At 65.6% G+C, this 24,146-nt stretch carries 17 protein-coding genes; 6 read left to right on the top strand and 11 right to left on the bottom strand.

What is annotated here, in order from left to right:
- Positions 1–115: 115 nt before the first annotated feature.
- Positions 116–3,910: a DUF748 domain-containing protein gene (locus tag M3I53_RS31645; protein ID WP_254319758.1), complete on the top strand. Its 3,795-nt coding sequence runs from the start codon at positions 116–118 to the stop codon at positions 3,908–3,910.
- Between the two features lie 39 nt (positions 3,911–3,949).
- On the opposite strand, the gene M3I53_RS31640 is transcribed toward M3I53_RS31645, so the two are convergent.
- Positions 3,950–5,482, bottom strand: a complete 1,533-nt coding sequence (locus M3I53_RS31640) for a PLP-dependent aminotransferase family protein (RefSeq protein WP_254319757.1) — start codon at positions 5,480–5,482, stop codon at positions 3,950–3,952.
- A gap of 156 nt (positions 5,483–5,638) precedes the next feature.
- On the opposite strand from M3I53_RS31640, the gene M3I53_RS31635 reads away from it, so the two are divergent.
- The 4 genes from M3I53_RS31635 (at position 5,639) to M3I53_RS31620 (ending at position 10,106) form a co-directional block, all read left to right on the top strand.
- Positions 5,639–6,730 (top strand): ABC transporter ATP-binding protein, encoded by a 1,092-nt coding sequence (locus M3I53_RS31635; protein ID WP_254319756.1) that lies wholly within the window; start codon positions 5,639–5,641, stop codon positions 6,728–6,730.
- 127 nt (positions 6,731–6,857) lie between these two features.
- Complete coding sequence (locus M3I53_RS31630) at positions 6,858–7,901, top strand: ABC transporter substrate-binding protein (protein ID WP_375542611.1); 1,044 nt, start codon at positions 6,858–6,860, stop codon at positions 7,899–7,901.
- Between the two features lie 74 nt (positions 7,902–7,975).
- Positions 7,976–9,253 carry an ABC transporter permease gene (locus tag M3I53_RS31625; RefSeq protein WP_254319786.1) on the top strand — a complete coding sequence of 426 codons (1,278 nt, stop codon included), beginning with the start codon at positions 7,976–7,978 and terminating at the stop codon, positions 9,251–9,253.
- 13 nt (positions 9,254–9,266) lie between these two features.
- Positions 9,267–10,106 (top strand): ABC transporter permease, encoded by an 840-nt coding sequence (locus tag M3I53_RS31620; protein ID WP_254319755.1) that lies wholly within the window; start codon positions 9,267–9,269, stop codon positions 10,104–10,106.
- Positions 10,107–10,152: 46 nt separating this feature from the next.
- Here the strand turns inward: M3I53_RS31620 and M3I53_RS31615 are convergent, their stop codons facing one another.
- The 6 genes from M3I53_RS31615 to M3I53_RS31590 form a co-directional block, all read right to left on the bottom strand.
- The gene (locus M3I53_RS31615; RefSeq protein ID WP_254319754.1) at positions 10,153–11,631 is read right to left on the bottom strand and encodes an amidase; all 1,479 of its coding nucleotides are present in this window, start codon (positions 11,629–11,631) and stop codon (positions 10,153–10,155) included.
- 120 nt (positions 11,632–11,751) lie between these two features.
- A complete protein-coding gene (locus M3I53_RS31610; RefSeq protein WP_254319753.1) occupies positions 11,752–13,263 on the bottom strand; it encodes an efflux transporter outer membrane subunit in 1,512 nt (503 codons plus the stop codon).
- Positions 13,264–13,279: 16 nt separating this feature from the next.
- Complete coding sequence (locus M3I53_RS31605) at positions 13,280–14,422, bottom strand: ABC transporter permease (protein WP_254319752.1); 1,143 nt, start codon at positions 14,420–14,422, stop codon at positions 13,280–13,282.
- Positions 14,419–15,372 carry an ABC transporter ATP-binding protein gene (locus M3I53_RS31600; RefSeq protein ID WP_254319751.1) on the bottom strand — a complete coding sequence of 318 codons (954 nt, stop codon included), beginning with the start codon at positions 15,370–15,372 and terminating at the stop codon, positions 14,419–14,421. The genes M3I53_RS31605 and M3I53_RS31600 overlap by 4 nt, the downstream gene beginning before the upstream one ends.
- Positions 15,369–16,319: an HlyD family secretion protein gene (locus M3I53_RS31595; RefSeq protein WP_254319750.1), complete on the bottom strand. Its 951-nt coding sequence runs from the start codon at positions 16,317–16,319 to the stop codon at positions 15,369–15,371. Before M3I53_RS31595 ends, M3I53_RS31600 begins: the two co-directional genes overlap by 4 nt.
- Positions 16,316–17,053, bottom strand: a complete 738-nt coding sequence (locus M3I53_RS31590) for a TetR/AcrR family transcriptional regulator (protein ID WP_254319749.1) — start codon at positions 17,051–17,053, stop codon at positions 16,316–16,318. Before M3I53_RS31590 ends, M3I53_RS31595 begins: the two co-directional genes overlap by 4 nt.
- Before the next feature lie 176 nt (positions 17,054–17,229).
- On the opposite strand from M3I53_RS31590, the gene M3I53_RS31585 reads away from it, so the two are divergent.
- Complete coding sequence (locus M3I53_RS31585) at positions 17,230–17,832, top strand: response regulator transcription factor (RefSeq protein WP_254319748.1); 603 nt, start codon at positions 17,230–17,232, stop codon at positions 17,830–17,832.
- A gap of 100 nt (positions 17,833–17,932) precedes the next feature.
- Here the strand turns inward: M3I53_RS31585 and acnA are convergent, their stop codons facing one another.
- The 4 genes from acnA to M3I53_RS31565 form a co-directional block, all read right to left on the bottom strand.
- A complete protein-coding gene (gene acnA / locus M3I53_RS31580; protein ID WP_254319747.1) occupies positions 17,933–20,650 on the bottom strand; it encodes an aconitate hydratase AcnA in 2,718 nt (905 codons plus the stop codon).
- Positions 20,651–20,726: 76 nt separating this feature from the next.
- Positions 20,727–22,178, bottom strand: coding sequence for a bifunctional 2-methylcitrate dehydratase/aconitate hydratase (locus tag M3I53_RS31575; RefSeq protein WP_254319746.1), 1,452 nt, complete (start codon positions 22,176–22,178; stop codon positions 20,727–20,729).
- Positions 22,179–22,197: 19 nt separating this feature from the next.
- Positions 22,198–22,722: a hypothetical protein gene (locus tag M3I53_RS31570; RefSeq protein WP_254319745.1), complete on the bottom strand. Its 525-nt coding sequence runs from the start codon at positions 22,720–22,722 to the stop codon at positions 22,198–22,200.
- Between the two features lie 287 nt (positions 22,723–23,009).
- Positions 23,010–24,023 (bottom strand): CoA ester lyase, encoded by a 1,014-nt coding sequence (locus tag M3I53_RS31565; RefSeq protein WP_254319744.1) that lies wholly within the window; start codon positions 24,021–24,023, stop codon positions 23,010–23,012.
- Between the last annotated feature and the right edge of the window lie 123 nt (positions 24,024–24,146).

Below are 24,146 nucleotides of genomic sequence, written 5' to 3'. Positions count from 1 at the left end.
TTCCCGCCGTCCGATCTTCTATCGGACCTATACTTCCGGCTGTCGGCATCCCCGGATTTCGACATCAGACCCACATCCCGCGGCGGGCCTGTTGCCGCCTCATCCGCAAGCAAGCATGGCAAGCCTCAACAAAGCGTCGCTCAACTCCTCCTTGCAATCGGTGCGCGCTGTCGCGCGTGCGCCCCGCACCCGGCGCATCCTCACGGGCCTAATCATCTTTCTGATTGTGTTCGGTCTGGTCGGCTTCTTCGCCGCGCCGCCGATCATTCGCCACGTTGCCGAGCAGCAGTTGAGCAAGCAGCTCGAGCGGCCCGTCACGATCGGCCGCGTCGCGCTCAATCCGTACACGCTTCGTCTCGAAGCGGACCGCGTGCATATCGGCGAGCGCGGCGGCAACGGCGACTTCTTCGATGTCTCGCGCGCCGTCGTGCAGGCGTCCTGGTCGTCGATCTTTCGCGCGGCGCCCATCGTCGACGAACTGCGGCTCGACTCGCCGCGCGTCACCATCGTGCGGCTCGACGCGCAGCACTTCAACTTCTCGGACCTCATCGAGAAGTTCTCGACGCCCTCGAAACCCGGCAGCAAGCCCACGCAATTTTCGGTTTCAAACATCCGCATCGAGAACGGCCAGATCACCTTCGACGATCGCCTGCTCAACGAAAAGCATGTGATCGACCGCTGGTCGCTCGGTATTCCGTTCATCGCCACGCTGCCTTCCAAGACCGACATCTTCGTTCAGCCGATGCTGCGCGCACGCATCGACGGGGCGAGCACGCTCGCCATCGACGGCAGGACCAAGCCGTTTTCCGCGACGCGCGAGTCGGAAGTGGAGCTGCGCCTGACCGACCTCGACGTGCCGAAGCTCCTCAGCTATGCGCCGACGAAGCTGCCCGTCACCGTGAAGAGCGGCAAGCTCTCGACCAACCTCAGGCTCGATTTCGTGATGTCGGGCGAGAAGCCCACGCTGCGCGTGACGGGCACGACCGACCTGAACGACTTCGACTCGACCGACAACGCCAACGCGCCGTTCTTCGGCGCGCGCAGCATGCACGTGGCGGCGGCCTCGCTCGAACCGTTCAGCAACGTTTATCGCTTCGATGAGATCCGTCTCGACGCGCCCACCGCGTGGGTCGCGCGCGACAAGCAAGGCGTGCTGAGCGTCGAGAAGCTGATGGGCGCGCCGGCCGCGCAAAATTCGCCGGCTGTGAACGAGGCCGCCGGCAAGGCCGCGAGCGCCGCGCCGGCCTCGGGCGCCTCTGGTGCCCAGAGCGCGCAAGCGGCGCCCGAGGAAGCGAAGCCCGCGCCGCTCGATGTCTCGATCCGCCAGTTCGCGCTCACGAACGGCACCGTGCACATCGCAGACGATCTGCCCGCGCGGCCGGTGAACATCGAACTCACGCAGCTTTCCGCGACGCTTACCAACTTCTCGACGACCGCCAAAGCGGGCGCGCCGTTCACGTTTGCGACGAACGCGAACGACGGCGGCACGATCAAGGCATCGGGCAAGGTGAGCCTCGCGGGCAAGAATGCGGACGCCAACATCGCGCTCGAGCGTGTGAGTCTGCCGCAGGCGCAACCGTATATCGACAACCTGAGCAGCGCGCAGATTCTGGACGGCAGGCTCAATCTCACATCCACGCTCAAGGCCGACTGGGCGCAGCAGCCTGCCGTCGTGCAGGTCGGCCAGAGCACGCTCGGCCTCGAATCGCTCAAGCTCGCGGCGCGCGGGGCGAAGGCGCCTGCCATCGCGCTCGACCGGGGCACGGTGCAGGTGCGCGGCGTCGACCTCAACGCGCGCAAGGCGCAGATCGCTTCGGTTGACGTGACCGGCCTCGTGGTGAACGCCGAGCGCCAGAAGGACGGCAAGGTCGACCTGGCGCAACTCGCCTCCACGCAACAGGCGGTGCCAGAGCGCACGGCGATTCGCGCGGCGCAGAAGTCGGTGCAGGAAGGGCCCGCCTGGCGCTACACGATCGACGCTTTGACGCTGAACAACGGCACGATCAACTTCACGGACAGTTCGACGCCGCGCCCGGTGAAGCTCGCCATCACGCCGTTCGACCTGAAAATCCAGCAGATCACCGAGGACCTGAGGCACCCTCTGCCGATCGACCTGAAGGCGACTGTGAACCGCAAGGGCACGCTCGCGCTGAGCGGCAAGATCAACCCGACGCCGCTCACGGCGCAGCTGAAGATCGACGCGAACCGGCTCGACGCCGCCGCGTTCGAGCCTTACTTCGGTAATCAGCTCAACGCGGTGATCGCGAGCGCGCTGCTCAACATGAACGGGCAGCTTTCTGTGGAGCAGGGCAAGGCGCTCAAGGCGAACTATCGCGGCGATGCGGCGCTCGTGGACGTGCGCATGCTCGACAAGGCCACGTCCGGCCCGTTCGCGGGCTGGCGCTCGCTCGCGCTTACCAACCTGAAGGCGAACTACGACGACGCGCGCGGCACCGACGTGGACGCGAGCCGCGTGACCTTCGCAGGCTTCTATGGCCGCGTGCTGCTCGACGCGCAAGGCAAGCTCAATCTCAAGGACGTAGTCGCGCATCAAACGGGCGCCGCGCAGTCGCTCACGCAGGACAAGAGCGGCAAGCCAGGCGAGCGGGAGCCGGTGCCGCTCACGCCGCAGGCGGCGAGCGCGCCCGTGCAGACGGCTTCCGCACCGGCGGCGGCTTCCGCGCCAGCAACGGTCGTGGCCGCGCAGCCGCCGAAGAACCCCGTGCGCCTACACTTCGGCGAGCTCGTGCTGCAGGACGGCCGCGTGAACTACACCGACAACTTCATCAAGCCGAACTACTCCGCCGATCTCGTGCAGATCCACGGCACGGTGGGCGCGTTCGGCACGCAGTCGACCACGCCTGCGCCCGTGGATGTCTCCGCGAAGCTCGCGGCGAACGGTCCGCTCTCGATCAAGGGCACGGTGAATCCGCTCATCGACAAACCGTCGCTCGACCTCACGGCGAGTGCGCACGATATCGAGCTCACGAACCTCACGCCGTATTCGGCGAAGTACGCGGGCTACCCGATCACGAAGGGCAAGCTCAACGTCGATCTGCACTACCAGCTCGCGAACGACGAGCTCACGGCGAACAACCATCTCTTCATCGACCAGCTCACGTTCGGCGATCACATCGACAACGACACGGCCACCAGGCTGCCGGTGCGGCTCGCGATCTCGCTGCTCAAGAACCGCAAGGGCGAGATCGACGTGAACATTCCGGTGTCGGGATCGCTCTCGAACCCCGAGTTCAGCCTCGGCGGCCTGATCTGGAAGGCGGTGCTCAACCTCGTCGCGAAGGCGGTGACCGCGCCGTTCACGCTGCTCGCCCACGCATTCGGGGGCGGCGGCGAAGACCTGGGCTACGTCGAATTCGCGGCCGGCACGGCAACGCTGACCGACGCCGACCAGAAGAAGCTCGACACGATCGTGAAGGCGCTCGACGACAAGCCTTCGATCAAGATCGATCTGATCGGCCGCGTCGATCCGGCCGTGGACACACCCGCGCTGCGCGAACATTACGTGGATCGCCTCGTGCGGCTTCAGAAGGTGAAGGACACGGTGGGCAACGGCGAGAGCGTCGATACCTCGCAGGTCAAGGTGGACGACAAGGAGTACGAGAAATACCTCACCAAGGCCTATAAGGATGCGGACTTCAAGAAGCCGCACAACATGATCGGCCTCACGAAGACGCTGCCCGTGGACGACATGAAGCAGGCGCTGGCCGACCACGCACCCGTTGACGACGCCACCTTGCGCAACCTCGCTCAGGACCGTGCGCAGGCGGTGCAGCAGTACTTCGAAGGCAAGGTCGATCCGAGCCGCGTGTTCATCGTGGCGCCGAAGCTGGACGCCAAGGGCATCGACGACAAGGGCGCGACGACGCGGGTGGATTTCGGGCTGAAATAAGCGGTGGTTTTGTGATTCGAGGCAGCGGCGCGTTCCGGTCTAACCGGCGCGCCGCAGCTTTTTCGGGCTCGCGAACGCGTGTTCCTCGATGACCTGCGCGAGCGTCGCAAAGGCCGGGGCGATTTCCTCGTGCGGCACGCACGCGTAACCCGTTAGCAGTCCTTTGCGGTCCTGGCTCACGCTGTAGTAGGCCGCGAGCGGCCGCACGATCACGCCCGCGTCGTAGGCGGCCGCAGCGACGGCGCGATCGTCGGTGTGGTCGGGCAGGCCGAGCACGAAGTGCAGGCCCGCTTCGTCGCCCATAACGGGCAGCGCATCGCCGAAGTGGCGCGTGACCGCGTCGATCAGCAGCTGGCGCCGCTCGCCATAGAGCGTGCGCATGCGGCGCACGTGCGAAGTGAGATAGCCATCCATGATGAATTCGGCAAGCACAGCCTGCTGCATGAGCTGGCCTTCGCGATACAGCTCCGCCACGCCCGTGCGGAACGTGGCTGCGAGCCGCTCGGGCACGACCATGTAGCCGATGCGCAGGCCCGGAAACAGCAGCTTGCCGAGGCTGCCCACGTAGATCACGCGGTCCGACTCGTCGAGACCCTGCAGCGAGGCGAGCGGCCGGCTGCCGTAGCGGAACTCGCTGTCGTAGTCGTCCTCGATGATCCACACCTTGTGCTGGCGCGCGTATTCGAGCAGCGTGCGGCGGCGCGCGAGGCTCATTACCATGCCGAGCGGATATTGATGCGAAGGCGTGACGAGCGCGATGCGCGGCGGGTCGCGCAGGTCCTGCTCACGCGGATTGAGCCCTTCGTCGTCGACGGGAATGGGCGCGAGCTTCAATCCCGAGGACTGCAGCACACTGCGCGCGCCCCAGTAGCAGGGCTCTTCCACCCAGGCGCGGTCGCCGACGTCGGCGAGCAGGCGCACGGCGAGATCGATGGACTGATGAATGCCGGTCGTGATGATGATCTGGTCCGGCGTGCAGCGCACCGAGCGCGCCACGCGCAGGTAGTCCGAAAGCGCCCGCCGCAGCGGACGGTAGCCGCCGCCGGGAGCGTAGGTAAGCAAACCATGATTGGCCGATTTCCACAGCCTGGCCTGCAGGCGGCTCCACGTGCGCGCCGGAAACTCGGCCACGTCGGGCACGCCCGGCATGAAGGCGCCCCACTGCCTGGCGGACACGCCCGCCTCGTCGATGAGCCGTTGGCCGCGCATCGACATGTCGCCGCGCGGGGAGGCGCCGTTCGCGTCGTCGTCCTCGTCGGCGGGGGCGGCCGCTGGCGTCGGTGTGCTCACGGCGACCGAGTCGGGGCGCGTGTCGGCGACATAGGTGCCGCTGCCCGTGGTCGAGATCACGTAGCCCTCGGCGCTCAGCTGGTCGTAGACATGCAGCACGGTATTGCGTGCCACGCCGAGGTCGCCCGCGAGCGTGCGCGAGCTGGGCAGCTTGGTGCCCGGCGCGAGCCGGCCCGCCAGGATGGCCTGCTGCATGAGCTGCAGCAGCTGACGGTAGGCGGGCTCGGCGCTTTCCTTGTCGAGTTGCGCCGCGAGCCATTCGGACAGGATGACCATGGCCAAGTGGTTCCATCGATAATAATGAAATGGCTCCATTGAATAGAGCCGGGACCATCTATAGTAATTCGCACGTCAGGTTCGGTTAATGTCTGTGACGCATTTATTTAATCGCGTCAGAAGGGCCGGCCGGGAAAAGAGCAAGCAAAGGAGACAGGGCGAATGAAGACCTCGGATGTGATCGTCAGCTTTCGCGGCGTGCGCAAGACCTACGACGGCGAAACGCTGGTCGTCAAACAACTTGACCTTGATATCTACCAAGGGGAATTTCTGACGCTGCTCGGGCCGTCCGGCTCGGGCAAGACCACCTGCCTGATGATGCTCGCCGGCTTCGAGTTTCCCACCGGCGGCGAGATCCGCCTCGAAGGCAAGCTGCTCAACAACGTGCCGCCGCACAAGCGCGACATCGGCATGGTGTTTCAGAACTACGCGCTCTTTCCGCATCTCACGGTCGAGCAGAACGTGGCTTATCCGCTGGGCGTGCGCAAGGTGCCCGCCGCCGAGCGCGCGCAGCGCGTGAACGACGCGCTCAAGATGGTGCGCATGGAAGGCTTCGCGAAGCGCTATCCCGCGCAGCTCTCGGGCGGCCAGCAGCAGCGCATCGCGCTTGCCCGCGCGCTCGTGTTCCAGCCCAAGCTCGTGCTCATGGACGAACCGCTCGGCGCGCTCGACAAGCAGTTGCGCGAACATATGCAGTACGAACTGAAGTCGCTGCACGAAAAGCTCGGCGTCACGTTCGTCTATGTCACGCACGATCAGGGTGAGGCGCTCACGATGTCGGACCGCGTGGCCGTGTTCGACAAGGGCATCGTGCAGCAGCTCGACAGCGTGGACCGGCTCTACGAGTCGCCGGGCAACGAGTTCGTGGCGAACTTCATCGGCGACAGCAACCGGCTGCGCGGCACCATTGCCGCCGTCGATGGCGAGTACTGCGAAATGCAGCTCGCCGACGGCACGCGCCTGAAGGGCCGCAATGTGGCGGGTGCGCAGGCGGGTGCTTCAGCCATCGCCTGCATTCGCCCCGAGCGCATGAAGCTCGCGAACGGCTCGCGGGGCAACGGCGCGAACGCGCTGGCGGGCGAAGCGCGCGGCCTCATCTATTTCGGCGACCACGTGCGCATGCGCTGTGGCCTGCACCAGCAGGACGAGTGCTTCGTGAAGGTGCCGCTCGGCACCGAGGCGCTCGACGGCTTCGCGCCCGGTCAACCGGTCGCACTCGAATTCGCGCCGGAGCATCTGCGCGTGTTCGCTTGAGGCGTGCGGGCGCGGCGCGCAATCTCGCGCGCCGTCGCCTCGCGAAGCAGGCGTCTCGACGATCGGGCCACGTTTCTCGCATCGAAGGGCCCGGCAAGACAAACCACCAAGGAGAAGGGACTCAACCATGAAGCAGATCGGCAACATGCGCGTTGCAGCGGTCGCGGCCGCGCTCGCACTCTCGTTCGGCGTGGCGAATGCCGCGGAGCTGACCGTCGTGAACTTTGGCGGCGCCAATGGCAATGCGCAGAAGGCGGCGTTCAACGAGCCGTTCCAGTCGCAGACGGGCAACAAGATCACCGCCGTCGAGTACAACGGCGAGCAGGCCAAGGTGAAGGCCATGGTCGACGCGAAGCACGTGGACTGGGACGTGGTGGAAGTCGAAACCGGTGACATCGCGCGCGGCTGCGACGAAGGTCTCTACGAGAAGCTCGACTGGGCCAGGCTCGGCAACAAGGGCGACTTCATGAAGGCCGCGCAGCAGCCCTGCGGCGCAGGCTTCTTCGTGTGGTCCACGGCACTCGCCTATAACGCCGACAAGCTCAAGACCGCGCCCACGAGCTGGGCCGACTTCTGGGACGTGAAGAAATTCCCTGGCAAGCGCGGGATGCGCAAGGGCGCTCAGTACAACCTGGAATTCGCGCTGATGGCCGACGGCGTGCCGCCGCAGGACGTCTACAAGGTGCTCTCGACGAAGGCCGGCCAGGACCGCGCGTTCAAGAAGCTCGATGAACTCAAGCCGAACATCCAGTGGTGGGAGGCAGGCGCGCAGCCGCCGCAGTTCCTGGTCGCGGGCGACGTGGTGATGTCGACGGCGTACAACGGCCGTATCGACGCCGCGCAGCGCGAAGGCAAGAACCTCAAGGTGGTCTGGAACGGCAGCATCTACGACCTCGACTACTGGGCGATCCCGAAGGGCGCGCCGAACAAGGCGCTGGCCGAGCAGTACATCGCCTATACGCTCTCGCCGAAGCCGCAGCAGGCATATGCGCAGCACATCGCGTACGGCCCGGTGAATGCGAACGCGATCAAGGCGCTCGACGCGAAGACGCTCGGCAACCTGCCGAACTCGCCGGACAACGGCAAGAACGCGGTGCAGCAGAACCTCACGTTCTGGACTGACCACGGCGACGAGCTGGAGCAGCGCTTCGCCTCGTGGGCCGCGAAGTAAGGATGAGGTAGACGCTCCGGCGCGCAAGCGCTGGAGCGGTTTGGCTGCATGGCTGGAGACCGGATGTGACCACAATGACGACCGTGACCAACGTTGCTGGTGCGGCACGCGAAGAGAGCGCGCGCCTGAAGCGGGAGCTGCGCGTAGCGCAAGCGAAGAAGCGCACGATGGCGCTCATGCTGATTGCACCGCTCGCGATCTTTCTGCTGCTGATCTTCGTGGTGCCGATCGCCGCGCTGCTCACGCGCGCGGTGCAGAACCCCGAAGTCGCGACGGCGCTGCCGCATACCATCACGGCGCTGCGCGACTGGGACCGCAAGAGCGCGCCGCCCGACGCTGCGTACGCCGCGCTCGCGCAAGACCTGATCGTCGTGCAGGACGGCGATGCGATGGGCGCGCTGGCGCGCCGCCTGAACGTGGAAATCGCGGGCTTCCGCTCGCTGATCGCGAAAACGGCGCGCGCCATGCCGCTCGCCGACGACGACGGCAAACCGTTCAAGCTGACCCCCGCGCAAACGCGCGCCAGGATCGTCGAACTCGACGACCGCTGGGGCGACGTTACCTACTGGCAAGCGATCGCGAAGAACAGCTCGCGCTATTCGCCGTTCTACCTGCTCGCGTCGCTGGACCACCGCCAGGATGCATTCGGCAACATCGTGGCCGCCGATCCCGAGCAGCAGATCTATCTCGACGTGTTCGCGCGCACCTTCGTCATCAGCGTGTTCGTGACGGTGTTCGCGCTGCTGCTCGGCTATCCGCTCGCCTACTGGATCTCCACGCTCTCCGAGCGCCGCGCGAATCTCGTGATGATCCTCGTGCTGATTCCGTTCTGGACGTCGATTCTCGTGCGCGTGGCCGCGTGGATCGTGATTCTCCAGGGCGAGGGTCTCGTCAACAAGGCGCTGCTGGGCACGGGCCTCATTTCGCAGCCCTTGACGCTGCTGTTCAACCGCGTGGGCGTCTACATCTCGATGACGCACATCCTGCTGCCGTTCATGGTGCTGCCGCTGTACAGCGTGATGAAGTCGATTCCGCCGACTTACCAGCGCGCGGCCGTGTCGCTCGGCAGCCATCCGTTCGCGGCCTTCTGGCGCGTGTACGTGCCGCAGACGTACCCCGGCGTGGGCGCGGGCGTGCTGCTCGTGTTCATTCTCTCGATCGGCTACTACATCACGCCGGCCCTGCTCGGCGGCCCGGGCGACCAGATGGTCAGCTACTACGTGGCGTACTTCACCAACGTGTCGATCAACTGGGGCATGGCCTGCGCGCTCGGCGCGCTGCTGCTCGCGGCGACCACGGTGCTCTATTTCGTCTACGGGCGCTTTACGCGCACGCAACTGAGCCTCGGCTGAGGAAGGCGCAACCATGAAATTCGCCAAACCGCTTTTTGCGCCGCATACGTCGGCCGTCGAACGCGTGTGGTACTTCGCGCTGCGCGCGCTCGTCGTGCTCACGCTGCTGTACCTGATCCTGCCCGTGCTCGCGATCGTGCCGCTGTCGTTTTCGTCGAGCACGTTCCTTGTGTATCCGATTCCGGGGTGGTCGCTACGCTGGTATGAAAACCTCGTGATGTCGGACGAATGGCGCATGGCCGCGAAGAACAGCTTCATCGTGGGCCCGGCCGCGACGTTCGTGGCAACCGTGCTCGGCACACTCGCGGCCATCGGCATCACGAAGGCCGATTTCCGCGGCAAGGCACTGCTCATGGCCGTACTCATCTCGCCGATGATCGTGCCCGTGGTCGTGGTGGGCGTGGGCATGTATCTGTTCTTCGCGCCGCTCGGACTGGCCAATACGTATCTTGGCCTGATCCTCGCGCATGCGGCGTTGGGCGTGCCGTTCGTCGTGACGACGGTCGCGGCCACGCTGCAGGGCTTCAATCACAATCTCGTGCGCGCGAGTCTTTCGCTCGGGGCGAATCCGGTCACGACGTTCTTCCGCATCACGCTGCCCGTCATCGCGCCGGGCGTGATTTCGGGCGCGCTGTTCGCGTTCGCCACGTCGTTCGACGAAGTCGTCGTGACGCTCTTCCTCGCTGGCGCCGACCAGACCACCTTGCCGCGCCAGATGTTCACGGGCATCCGCGAGAACATCAGCCCGACGATCGCGGCGCTCGCCACGATCCTGATCGTGTTCTCCACATGTCTGCTGCTCGCGCTCGAATGGCTGCGCGGCAGGAATGCGGCGCGCGCGGTGAAGGCGTGAGCGCGTGAGATGTCGATAAAAAAAGGCAGCGCCGTGGCGCTGCGCGTTACGCCTCCTGAAGCAGCTTCGGCACACGCCGCTTGACCCACGGCGTGGCCTGATCGTACGCGTGGGCGAGCTGCAGCACCGAGAGGTCCGCCTGCGGCCTGCCGATCACCTGCAGACCCATCGGCAGGCCTTGCGCATTGAAGCCCGCAGGCACGCTGATGACAGGCAGCCCCGCGAGGCTGCCGCCGATCACGACTTCCATCCAGCGGTGGTAGGTATCCATCGTGCGGCCCCCGATCGACTTCGGCCAATGCTCGCTAGCGTCGAACGGGAAGAGTTGGGCGCTGGGCAGCACGAGATAGTCGTAACGCTCGAACAGCGCTAGCAGCGCGTTGTACCACTGGCTGCGCGTGACCGAGGCGTTCCACACGTCTTCGCCCGAGAGCTTCAGGCCGCCTTCCACTTCCCATTGCGCTTCCGGCTTGAGCAGCGCGCGCTTTTCCGGGTCGCGATAGAGCGCGCTCAACGTGCCCGCGCACGAGAAATGGCGCAGCGTGAGCCACGTTTGCCACACGCGCTCCATGGCGAAGTCGGGGCGCGCGGCTTCGACCTTGCAGCCTATTGACTCGAAGTCCTTGAGCGCCGTTTCGCAGAGTGCGAGCACGCCGTCTTCCATCGGCAGATAGCCGTCGTAATCGCCTAACCAACCGATGCGCGCACAACCAAAGTCGCGCTCGAGCGGGCCCGCGAACTGCGCGGGATCTTCTGCAATGGAGAGCGGCGCGCGCGCGTCGTAGCCCGCCTGGGTGGCAAGCAGCATCGCGAGGTCGGGTACGGTGCGGGCCATCGGTCCCGCGTAGCCGAGCTGGTGGAAGAACAGTTCGTGCGCCGGCACGGAGGGCACGCGGCCCTGCGAGGGACGAAAGCCGAACACGTTGTTCCAGCCGGCGGGATTGCGCAGCGACCCCATCATGTCGCTGCCGTCCGCCACGGGCAGCATGCGCAGCGCCAGCGCCACGGCCGTGCCTCCGCTGCTGCCGCCCGCGCTGCGCGTGGGGTCGTAGGCGTTGCGCGTGGTGCCGAAGACCGTGTTGTAGGTGTTAGAGCCCAGGCCGAATTCCGGCGTGTTCGTCTTGCCGATGAAAATCGCACCCTGTGCGCGCATGCGCGCGGCCATCAGGGAGTCTGCCGCGGGCACTTCGTTGCGGAACAACGGCGAGCCTTGCGTGTACGGGATGCCGGCCGTGGCCGTGAGATCCTTCGGCGCTTGCGGCATGCCGTGCATCCAGCCCAGGTACTCGCCCCGCGCGAGCTCGGCGTCGCGTTCGCCTGCTTCAGCGAGCAATGTGGCGCGCTCGCGTAGCGAGACGATGGCGTTCGCCGGCGTATTCACGCGTTCGATATGGTCGAGAAACGCCGTCATCACTTCGCGGCAGGACACCTTGCGCAGGCGTATCCATTCCGAAAGCTCGAGCGCGTCGGCCGTGACGAGATCGTTGGGGGACAGTCTTGCGGGGGACAGCGATGCCTGGTTCATACGTGTCTCTCGTTTGCGGATGGAGCAGGGGGAGGGTCATTGTCGCGCAGGCGCGGCGCAAGCGAAAGGAAACGAATGGTTGCCGCCGCGGGTTGATGGTTGCCGCGTGGGGCGGCCAGGTTACCGGACGGTCGCGGCAGGCGCCGATGTGTCGTTGCCTTGCCCTGGCGGCGCGGTGCCGGGGAGCGGGGCGCCACCGAGGGCTTGATAGAGTGCCGCGGTGTCGGTTAGCCGATCCGCACGAACGCGCGAGCGATCGAGCGTTGTCTGGAGTGCCTGGCGTTGCGCATCGATCAACGAAAACTCGCTCACGCCGCCTGCGTTGTAGCGCGTTTGTGCGATCGCCGCGTTGGCCTGCGCCTCACGAGCGGCGTCGTCGCGCGCCTGCAGTTCGGTCGCATCGTTCTGGAGCGCCTGGAGCGAGTCGGCGACCTGCTGCAACGCTTGCAGGACCGTCTGACGATAGTCGGCGAAAGCGGCTTCATAGGCGGCTTGTGACGCACGTTTCTTCGCGCGCAATTCGCCGCCATGGAACAGCGGCTGTGTGAGGCCGAGTCCGACGTTCCAGATGTTCAGCCCGCTGATGACGTCCTCGATACGCGTGCGCTCCGACCCGATACTCGCCGAGAGCGAGATCTGCGGATAGAGATTCGCCGTCGCCACGCCCACGTTCGCGCCGGCCTGGTGCAGCAGCGCCTCGGCGGCGCGTATGTCGGGACGCTCGCGCGCCAGCGTGGAAGGCACAGTGAGCGCAACCGTATCGGGCAGATGCAGGGTATCGAGAGAAAGGGCGTCGAGCGGCGCGGCAAACTGCGCAGGCGCGACGCCGAGCAGGGTCGCGAGCTGATGCTCCGCAGCGTCGCGCTGCGTTTCGAGCGGCGGCAGCGAGGCGCGCGTTTGCGCGAGCAGGGTGCGCTGGCTGTGCACGTCGATCTGCGCGACGCCGCCGGCAGCCAGGCGCGCTTGCATGATCGCAAGCTGGCGCGCCTGAGTCTGCGCGAGTTGCGTGGCGAGGTCGATCTGGCGTTGCAGCGACGCGCGGCGGATGGCGGTGGACACTACGTTGGCGGCTACCGAAAGTCGGGCGGCCTCCATTTCGTACGCCTGATAATCGACCTGTGCGAGCGTGGACTCCAGCGCGCGACGGTTCGCGCCGAACAGGTCGAATACGTACGAGACGCTGACCGAAGCGTTGTAAAGCGTGAACGGCGGCGGGTTCGGCACTTGCGTAATGCCAAAAGCGGCGAGATCGACTTTCTGGCGGGTACCGGAGAGCTTCAGATCGAAGGCGGGGAAGTTCGTCGCGCCTGCCTGCGCGTTGTAGTTTTCGCGCGCCTCCACGAGCTTGGCGCGGGCCGAGTCGAGCGTGGGACTCGCGCGCAAGGCCTGATCGACGAGTTCGTTCAACTGCGCGCTGCCAAATTGCGTCCACCAATCGTTTGGGGCGTGTTCCGCGGCCGTGAAGGTCTGCGCGCCGCCGCCGGGGCCTGTGGCGCTGGCGGTAGTCGCCGGCACGGGCTCGCGCGTCCAGCCCGTGGCATCGGGCGCGGCGGGCGGGTGGAAATCGGGACCCACGGTGCAGCCCGCGAGCATGAGCATAAGCAGGAAGGAAAAGGCGGCGTCGCGCGTCATGGTCGTGTGCCTCGCGCTAGTCGAGCGTGCGCCGGTAGAAGCGCACTGCGATCGCCATGACCGCGACAGTGAAGACGGCGAGAGGCCAGACCGCGGGCCACAGGTCGGTCCAGCCGTTGCCCTTGAGCAGGATGCCGCGCACGAGCCGGTTGAAGTACGTGAGCGGCAGTAGATTGCCGAGCCATTGCGCCCAGCGCGGCATGCCGCCGAACGGGAACATGAAACCGGAGAGCAGCAGGCTTGGCAGGAAATAGAACATCGTCAGCTGCATGGCCTGCAACTGGTTCTGCGCGAGCGACGATAGCGTAATGCCCACCGTGAGATTCGCGGCGATGAATAGCAGCGCCGAAAGGTAGAGCGTGACGAGACCGCCCGCGAACGGCACGTGAAAGACGTAGCGCGCCGCAAGCACGATGATGGTCGCCTGGATCAGCCCGATCGCCACGTACGGAATGATCTTGCCCGTCATCACCTCGATGGGCAGCACGGGTGTGGCGAGCAGGTTCTCCATCGTGCCGCGCTCGCGCTCGCGTGTGATGGCGAGCCCCGTCATCATCACCATCGTCATGGTGAGGATTACGCCCATGAGGCCGGGCACGACGTTGTATTGCGTGATGCCCTCGGGGTTGTAAAGCCGGTGCACCTGCACGTCGAACGCGGCGGGCGTGCCGTTCAGATGCGCGAGCGGGCCGGTGAGGTCCTTCGCGGCCACGGGCCCGACAAGCCCTGGCAGCGCCGCGAGCGCGGTGGTGATGGCAGTGGGGTCGCTCGCGTCGGCTTCGACGAGCAGCGAGGGGCGTTCGCCGCGCAGCAGCCGCCGCGAGAAATCGACAGGAATGCTGAGCACGAACTGCACCGTGCCGCGCGCGAGCGCGCGACGTGCCGAGGCTTCGTCGGGCAGCGTTTCGATTACGTCGAAATAGGCGGAATTACGCATGCCCGCGACGAAGTTGCGCGCGAACACGCTGTCTTCGCGCACGACGATGGCCGTGGGCAGGTGCTTGGGGTCGGTGTTGATTGCATAGCCGAACAGCGTGAGCTGAATGATCGGCAGGCCCACGATCATCGCGAACGTGATGCGATCGCGCTTGAGCTGCAGGAACTCCTTGAGCACGATGCTCCACCAGCGCGCCACGGAAAACGGGAACGACGCGCTCACGACGTGACTCCGTAATTGTCCTGAGCATGGCTCATCAGGTAGATGAAGACATCTTCGAGACCAGTGTCAATGCGTTCCGCGCGCAGCGGCTGGCCTTGCACGGCGCGTTCGACCGCTTGGGCGAGCGCTGCGTGATCGCGTCCGCTCGCATGCAGCGCGGAGCCGAACACCACGGTCTGGTCGATGCCCGGCGCTTCGCGCAGCTGCGCGGCGAGTGCGCTGAGCCGCTCGCCATGAATCGCCCACGTTTCGAGGTTCTGTTCTGCGATCACCTCCGCGGCGGTGCCTTGCGTGAGCAGCTTGCCGTAGGCGATATAGGCGAGCTTGTGGCAGCGTTCGGCTTCGTCCATGTAGTGCGTGCTCACGAGCACCGAAATGCCCCGCGCGGCGAGCCGGTGCAACTCTTCCCAGAAGTCGCGGCGCGCGGTGGGATCGACGCCCGCCGTCGGTTCGTCGAGCAGCAGCAATTCGGGCTCGTGCAGCATGCAGGCCGCGAGCGCGAGCCGCTGCTTCCACCCGCCCGAAAGCGCACCCGTGAGCTGGCTCGCGCGGCTTGCGAGCCCGAGCGATTCGAGCGCGCGGTCGACGGCTTCGCGGCGGTTCGGCATCTCGTAGATGCGCGCAACGAAGTCGAGGTTCTCGCGGATAGTCAGGTCTTCCCAGTACGAGAAACGCTGCGTCATGTAGCCCACGTGCCGCTTGATCTGCGCGCTCTCGCGCAGGATGTCGTAGCCAAGGCAGGTGCCAGAACCCGAGTCGGGCGTGAGCAGCCCGCACATGAGCCGGATCGAGGTGGTTTTGCCGCTGCCGTTCGGGCCGAGAAAGCCGAAGATCTCGCCGCGCGCCACACGCAGCGTCACGTCGTTCACGACATGCTTGCTGCCGAAGTGTTTGTTGAGATTGCGCACGTCGATGGCGTAGCCGCCGGCGGATCGATCAGGTGTGCTCATTGGAGCGTCACCTCGACCGGCTGGCCCGGATGCAGCTTCACGGCATCTTCTGCGGAAGGGCGCGCCTCGATCAGGAAAACGAGCTTCGCGCGGTTCTCGTTGCTGTAGATGACGGGCGGCGTATATTCGGCGGCGTTCGAAATCCACGTGATGGTGGCCGGTACCAGGGCGGCGCAGCCGTCGCAGCGCACGTTGACCTTGCGGCCCGGCGCGAGCGACCCGACGATCGTTTCCGGCACGAAGAAGCGCACCTTCACGTTCTGCGGCGGCAACATCTGCACGACGGGGTTGCCCGCCTGCACCCACTCGCCCACGCGAAACAGCGTGTCGTAGACGAGGCCGCCGCTCGGCACGCTCACGCGCTTCTGGTCGAGCCGCCATTGCGCCTGCGCGAGCGAGGCGCGCGCGGCCTCGACGTCGGCGGCCTGCGCGGCGATTTGCGCACTACGTCCCGGCAGATTCGCCACGCGCACCTGACCTTGCAGCTCGCGCACCTGGGCGGCCGTGGAGGCGGCCTGCGCGCGCGAGTCGTCGAGCTGCGCCTGCGCAATGCCGCCTGCGCGAAGCTGCGTTTCGTCGCGCGTGAGCTGGAGCGCGGCCTTGCGCGCGTTCGCCTCGGCCTGCGCGAGCTGCGCCTCGGTCACGCGCACTTCGGGCGGACGCTTGCCGGTCTGGAGGTCGGCGAGCTGTTGCTGTGCGGCCGTCAGGCGATGCTGCGCCTCGTCGCGCGCGGCCGCTTCCTCGACGGAGTCGAGTGCGAAGGCGGCCGCATTGGCCGTCACGGTTTGCCCGCGTTGCACGTCGAGGTGCGTGAGCGTGCCCGACTGCGACGACGCGAGATAGACGTACTCGCCTTCGGCATAGCCTTGCCAGCCAGCCGGCCCATGCCGGGAACATGCGGCGAGCACGAGCGCCGCTGCGCATATGACGGCAATGGGGCGCTTCATGACGCGTCCTCCTTGCGGCTCGCCGTCGGGTCCGTCGCGCGGCGCGCGCGCGTGTGCTGCGGCGCGGGCCGCAAGGCCGCGCTCAACAGCGCACTCACATGCCGATGCAGCGCCTCGCGCTCGATCTTCGGAAAGCCGCGCACACTTTGCCAGAGCTTCGACGTGGCGAGCGGCAGCATGACGAGCGCGAGAATCGAGATGAATAGCAGCGGCGCTTCCAGTTCGGCGTTGACGCTGCCGTCGCGCTGCGCCTCGCCGACGCGCGCGGCGAAGCGCTGCAACTGCTCGGTGGGCAGACGCTTGAGCATGCGCTCGCGCAGCAGGCCACCTTCGTTGACGATTTCGCGCAGCCAGAGCGGCGGCAGCCAGGGCATCCGCGCGGTGACGTCGAAGAGCCGCGCGACCAGTTCCTCCACGAGCGCGCGAGGGTCTTGCGCGAGGTCCCCCCGGGCGCTGTCCACACTCTCCCACACGAAGGCGATCGAGCGCGCAATGCGCTCCTCGACCACGGCGTCGAGCAGCTTTTCGCGATTCGTGAAGTAGTAGTGAACCATGGCGGACGTCACGCCAGCGGCCTCGGCGATCTGCGCCATGGTGGTGGCCGCGATGCCCTGCTCGCCGAACAGTTGCGTGGCGCTGGCGAGCAGCCGCTCTCGCATGTCGAGGTCGGCGGCGGCGCGGCGCCGGCCGCGCGGGCGGGGCGCCGCGGCAGCGGTGCGGGTGCGCGTGATCATCGTTCTACTCTAATTCACGCGTTAGTTAAATTCAAACGGCACGCGCGACGGGTTAACCCTGCGACAGCTTCTTGCCGGTTCTTTCAGAACTTTCCTATACAAAATTGCCGGCAGGTCGTTCAGGCTGTGAGATTCACGCTGAAGGGACAAACAAATACGCCACCATGGAACAAAAAATGAAACGCGTCGTCGTCATCGACGATCATCCGATTGTGCTGAAGATGCTCGCCAACGTGCTCAATACGGAGTACGAACTGGTGGGCGAGTGCAGCGACGGCGAAGCGGGCCTGCGCCTCGCGCAGGAATTGCATCCCGATCTGGTGATTCTCGATCTCGAGTTGCCGAAGCTCGACGGCCTTTCCGTTATCCGCGGCATTCGCGCGACGCAGCCCGGCGCGCGCATTCTCGTGCTCTCTGCGAAGCCCGAGCTGGTCATGGCCAATCACACGCGCGTCGCGGGCGCGAACGGCTATGTCAACAAGAATCGCGGTGTGGAGGAACTGTGCGGTGTGGTCAAGGCGGTCTTGCTCGGCTACGACTGCTTCCCGGCGGGCAGTTGCGGCGGTGGCCGCGACGTGGCGCTCAACGGGCTGTCGCCTCGCGAAGTCGAAGTGCTGCAGTATCTCGCGCGCGGTTTGAGCAACAAGGGTATCGCGGCTCGGCTCGGGCTTTCCGATAAGACCGTCAGCACCTATAAGACCCGCGTGCTGGACAAGCTCGGCGTGTCGTCGCTTGCGGCGCTGATCGAGTTTGCAACGTTGAACAAGCTGATCGAATAGCTCGACCCCGAGCCCAGTCGAAAAAAAAGCCCGACTTGCGTCGGGCTCCAAGTGTGACCGCACCCGTTGCCGGGCGCGGCACCTGCAAAAAACTGCGTACTTACGCCGCGAGCAGCGAGCGCAGCACGAACGGCAGAATACCGCCGTGCTTGTAGTAGTCGACTTCGATCGGCGTGTCGATGCGCAGCAGCACCTGCACACGCTGATCCTTGCCGTCCTTGTGGTGGATCACGAGCGTCAGGTCCTGTTGCGGCTTGAAGTCCTCCGTCAGGCCTTCGATATCGAACGTTTCTTCGCCGCTCAGGCCGAGCGACTGAACGCTGTCCGAACCCTTGAACTGCAGCGGCAGAACGCCCATGCCAACGAGGTTCGAGCGATGGATACGCTCGAAGCTGCGTGCGACCACGGCCTTCACGCCCAGCAGCTGCGTGCCCTTGGCTGCCCAGTCACGCGACGAACCCGTGCCGTACTCTTCGCCTGCGAACACCATGGTCGGCGTGCCGGCGTCGATGTACTTCATCGCCGCGTCGTAGATCGAGAGTTGTTCGCCGCTCGGCTGATGGATCGTCAGACCGCCTTCCACGCGCGTGCCGTCGGCCTTCGCCGGGATCATCAGGTTCTTGATCCGCACGTTCGCGAAGGTGCCGCGCATCATCACGTCGTGGTTGCCGCGGCGCGAGCCGTAGCTGTTGAAGTCGGCCTTCTGCACGCCGTTTTCCTTCAGCCACTTGCCTGCGGGCGAGTCTTCCTTGATCGAGCCAGCCGGGCTGATGTGGTCGGTCGTGACCGAGTCACCGAAGATGCCCAGTGCGCGCGCGCCCTTGATTTCGGGCACGCCCGAGGACGGCGTCATCGAAAAATCGCTGCCGAAGAACGGCGGCTCGGCGATGTAGGTCGACTTCGGCCAGTCGTAGACCTGACCTTCTTCGCCTTCGATCTTGCTCCACAGGTCGCCCTTCGTCGTGAGCTGGCTGTAGTTCTTCTGGAACGCGTCCGGATCGAGCGCGAACTTGAGCAGCGCGTTGACTTCGTCGCTCGTCGGCCAGATGTCGCCGAGGTAGATGTCGCGGCCGCCCTTGCCCTTGCCCACCGGTTCCGTCATCAGGTCGCGCGTGATGTTGCCCGCGATCGCGTAAGCGACGACCAGCGGCGGCGAGGCCAGGAAGTTCGCGCGGATGTTCGGGTGGATACGCGCTTCGAAGTTGCGGTTGCCCGAGAGCACCGCGGCCGCGACGACGTCGTTCTTGACGATCGATTCGTTCAGTTCGGGTGTCAGGTCGCCGGCGTTGCCGATACAGGTCGTGCAGCCGTAGGCCGCGAGTTCGAAGCCGAGCTTCGAGAGGTACGGCAGCAGGCCCGTCTTCGTCAGGTATTCCGTGACGATGCGCGATCCCGGCGCGAGCGACGTCTTGATGTGCGGCGCGACCGTCAGGCCCGCTTCCACGGCCTTCTTCGCGAGCAGACCGGCGGCCAGCAGCACGCTCGGGTTCGACGTGTTCGTGCACGACGTGATCGCGGCGATCAGCACGTCGCCGTTGTGCAGCTTGACCTTGTCGCCCGCCGCGTATTCGGCGGAGAGGTCGGCGGCCTTCTTGTTGAAGCCGTTTTCTGCGACCGGCTTTGAGAACAGGTCCGTGAAGGTCGACTTCACGTTGCCGATTTCGATGCGGTCTTGCGGGCGCTTCGGACCGGCCAGCGACGGCGCGACCGTGCCGAGGTCGAGGACGAGCGTCTTCGTGTAGTCAATGTCGCCGGCCTTCGGCACGCCGAAGAGTTCCTGCGCCTTGAAGTAGTTCGCGAACGCCTCGATTTCGGCTTCCGTGCGGCCCGTGCCCTTGAAGTAGTCGATCGTCTTTTCGTCGACGGGGAAGAAGCCCATCGTCGCGCCGTATTCCGGCGCCATGTTGCCGATGGTCGCGCGGTCGGGCACGCCGATCGACGCCGTGCCTTCGCCGAAGAACTCGACGAACTTGCCGACGACCTTCTCCTTGCGCAGCATTTCGGTGATGGTGAGCACGAGGTCGGTGGCCGTGCAGCCTTCGCGCAGCTTGCCCTTGAGCTCGACGCCAACCACGTCAGGCGTGAGGAAGTACACCGGCTGGCCGAGCATGCCGGCTTCCGCTTCGATGCCGCCCACGCCCCAGCCCACCACGCCGATGCCGTTGATCATCGTGGTGTGGCTGTCGGTGCCGACGAGCGTGTCCGGGTAGTAGACGGTATCGGCGCCTTCGGTCTTCTTGTGCACGCCGCGTGCGAGGTATTCGAGGTTCACCTGATGGACGATGCCGATGCCCGGCGGCACGACCTTGAACGTGTCGAAGGCCTGCATGCCCCACTTCATGAACTGGTAGCGCTCGTTGTTGCGCTGGAATTCCAGTTTCATGTTCAGGTCGAGCGCGTCCTTCTGGCGGAAGTAGTCGATCTGGACCGAGTGGTCGACGACGAGATCCACCGGCACGAGCGGCTCGATGACCTTCGGGTCCTTTCCGACCTGCTTGGCCACGCCGCGCATGGCGGCGATGTCGGCGAGCAGCGGCACGCCCGTGAAGTCCTGCAGCACAACGCGGGCGACCACGAACGGGATTTCGTCGACGCGCGTGGCGTTAGGCTTCCAGTTCGCGAGTTGCTCGATGTGCTCTTCCGCGATCTTCTTGCCGTCGTAGTTACGCAGCACAGACTCGAGCACCAGACGAATCGAGACCGGCAGACGATTGATCTTCACGCCAAGCTGCTTGCCGAGTTGCGGCAGCGAGTAGAACTTGCCTTTGCCGGAACCGCTGTCGAATTCTTTTAGCGTTTTGTGGAGATTGTGGGCCATAGTGTTTTCCTTCGTTTAATCGCGGAAATAACGCTTACTGCTCGTTTGCTGCTGTCACTGATACCTGCCTGATTGCTCAGATCACATACATGTCGACGTACTCGTTGACGGGCAGGGCGCATAGCCGCGCCTCGTCGAGCGAGACATCGAGAATCGCCTGCTGCTGCTTCGCGGAGAAGCGGCGCGCGAGGTTGATTCGAAACTTTTCGATCAGAAGCGGGATGCCTTCTTCGCGGCGCCGCTTGTGGCCGATCGGGTACTCCACTACGACCTCGTCGAGCGTCGTGCCGTCGATGAGCTCTATGGTGAGCGCATTCGCGATCGAGCGCTTGTCCGGATCGTGATAATCCTTCGTAAATTGCGGGTCTTCCACGCATACCGTCTTCGCGCGCAGCGCGTCGATGCGCGGGTCGCTCGCGACTTCGTCTTCGTAGTCGGAGGCGGTGAGGCGCCCGAAGATCAGCGGCACGGCAACCATATACTGGATACAGTGGTCGCGGTCGGCGGGATTGGCAAGCGGGCCGCTCTTGTCGATGATGCGGATGGCCGCTTCATGCGTGCGGATGGTGATGCGCTTGATGTCCCCGGTCGTCCTGCCGCGCTGCGCGAGCACGCCGTGCAGCGTCATCGCGGCTTCGGCGGCGGTCTGCGCGTGGAATTCAGCGGGGAACGAAATCTTGAACAGCACGTTCTCCATCACATACGTGCCGTAGGGGCGCTGAAACCTGAACGGCTGTCCCTTGAACGAGACGTCGTAGAAGCCCCACGTTTTTGCCGTGAGCGCCGAGGGATAGCCCATCTCGCCCGTTTTCGCCATGAGCGCGAGGCGCACGGCGCGCGAGGTGGCGTCGCCCGCGGCCCACGACTTGCGCGAGCCCGTATTGGGCGCGTGGCGGTAGGTGCGCAGCGACTGGCCGTCGACCATCGCGAGCGAAACGGCGTTGATCAGCTCGTCGCGGGTCAGCCCGAGCATTTGTCCGACCACGGCAGTCGAGGCGAGCTTGACGAGCAGCACATGGTCGAGACCGACCTGGTTGAACGAGTTTTCCAGCGCAATGCAGCCCTGGATCTCGTGTGCCTTCACCATGCCTTCGAGCACATGCTTCATGGTGAGCGGCGCTTTGCCATGGGCGACGGCGGTGCGCGAGAGCCAGTCGGCGGTCGCGAGGATGCCGCCCAGGTTGTCCGACGGATGGCCCCATTCGGCGGCGAGCCATGTGTCGTTGAAGTCGAGCCAGCGGATCATCGCGCCGATATTGAATGCGGCCTGAACCGGATCGAGCTGGAATGGCGTGCCCGGCACCTTCGCACCGTGCGGGACGATCGTGCCCGGCACGATCGGTCCCAGCAACTTGGTGCAGGCGGGGTAGGATAGCGCCTCGAGTCCGCAGCCGAGGGTGTCGATCAGGCAATGCCGGGCCGTCGTCAGCGCGAGCGCGCTGTCTACCCGGAAACCGAGCACATAGTCGACGATATCGACCAGTACCTGGTCCGGCTGCGGCCTGACGTTGGAGATCAGGGCGGACATCGAGGCGATCCTAGGGTCCTTACTGGCCCGCGGCGCCGCTGGCGGCTGCCGGAGCGCGGTTAGCCGGATTCAGCGCTTGAGCCTGGGTCGGCGCCATTGCGCCCTGCTGCATTGCAACAGTCTTGCACTCGTCGGCCAGACGCGAGCTGTCCTTGTCCGAGAACAGCATGGCCTTCGTCGGGATCACGACGAGGTCGAGGCCGGTAGCGGCGTCGTGGAAGCGGTCGGCGCCCGTGGTCGTCACCTGACGCGGCAGGTTGTAGTTCTTGTTCGCCCAGTGCACGGTGACGATCTGGTCACGCGCCATGTCGCCCTTCAGGTCGAACTGTGCGCCTTCCGCGCAGGACCAGTGCTCCGAGCCTTCCGGGACCGGATCGACCTTCGCTTCCTTGGCCGGGTTGGCCTTGCGCTTGATGATGCGATGCTTCGGAGCCGGCTTCTTGGCGGTCGTGGTCGACGTGCCTTGTGCGGCGGCGTCGGTGGCGGCCAGCATCAGCGTCGAGGACAGCGTGCCGATGACAGCGGCGATCAGCAGTTTCTTCATGAGTGTCAAACCTTTATCTATCTAAAAGCGGTTGATCAGTGCGCGGTTGAACAGGCAACCGCCGTTTGCACTGCGCGCGCCCCGAAAGCGCGCAGCGGACGCTATTTTCACCTATTTATCGCCATGAACTTCAATTTCTCAGGCCCGGTGTTGTTTGCGGCCTGGTTCGCAAGTAACTGCCTGTAACTGTCCGTGACTGCCCGCGCTGTACTATGCGGCGCTAGATCCGCCCCATTGCCTTGGCGCAGTACGTTGAAAACGTTTTCGGGGGCCGTTCGCGGCGCGCATCAGGCCGACTCCTGCGTCCGCTCGCCAACCCCGAAGAGCCGCGCGGCTTCGGCCGGCACGGCGCGTCCCGTGGCGCGCGCGCGGCGCAGCACCGACCAGTAATAGCGATAGCTCGCGCGGTCGTGCAGCGTGTCGCCGTGACGTGTCGGACCCCATTGGGCGTGTTGGGCGGCCAGCAGGATTTCGGCGGCCAGCGCGATTTCTTCGTCGCGCGGCGCGAAAGCGGCCACGATCGCGGGAATCTGCGCCGGGTGAATGCTCCACATGCGCGTGTAGCCGAACTCGTTGCGAGCGCGGCGCGCGTCGTTCGCCACCACGTCCATGTCGCGCACTTCCGTACTGACGTTGTGCGAGGGCACGCGGCCGAACGCGTGGCACGCGGCCGCGATTTCGAGCTTCGCGCGGCGCACGAGCGGGTGGTCGAACTGGCCCGGCGAGCGCATGGCCGTGTCGGGAATCGCGCCGTCGTGCGCTGAGACGAAGTCCATCAGCCCGAAGCTCAGCGACTCGACGCCGCGCAGCGCGGCGAGGTCGAATACGCGCGCGAGTGCGCCATGCGTTTCGACGAGCAATTGAACGGGAATGGGCTTGTCGATGCCCATCTCGACGCGTGTGGCCTCGATGAACGCCGTCATTTCGGCGGCGTCGCCCACGGCGCGGATCTTCGGCAGGGTGATGAAGGCCGGCGCGCGTTTCGCGCCGCGCAGGATCATGCGCACGTCGTCGCGCCAGTGCGGGTGATGGAAATCGTGGATGCGCACGCCGACGCGGCCGAAGCGGTCGTGTTCGCCGCCGATGAACGACGCCACGACTTCGGCGTGTTCGGCCTCGCGGCCGACCTGCGCGCCGTCTTCGCAATCGAGCGTGATGTCGAATACCGGGCCCAACTGCTGTTGCAGCGCGAGCGATTTGAGCATCAGCTTCTCACTGCCCGCGTAGTGGTCGCATGCGGGCAGGATGGCGGGCGGCGCTTCGCCGTCAAACAGCACTTCTGCTGGGAGAATGGCGCGCATCTTCGGCGTCGGGAGTCGAGTTTTGTGGAGATACCGGATTCGGATGCGCCCTGCCGGCTACGCGGTCAGGGCAAGGCGCATGCGGATCGGGGGGCCCGCCTAGGGGGGGCCCCCCGATCCGCA

The sequence above is a fragment of the Paraburkholderia sp. CNPSo 3272 genome (assembly GCF_024206495.1).
In the GTDB taxonomy this organism is placed as follows: domain Bacteria; phylum Pseudomonadota; class Gammaproteobacteria; order Burkholderiales; family Burkholderiaceae; genus Paraburkholderia.
The sequence above is the reverse complement of the archived record's forward strand: the minus strand, read 5'-3'. Positions and strand labels throughout refer to the sequence as shown.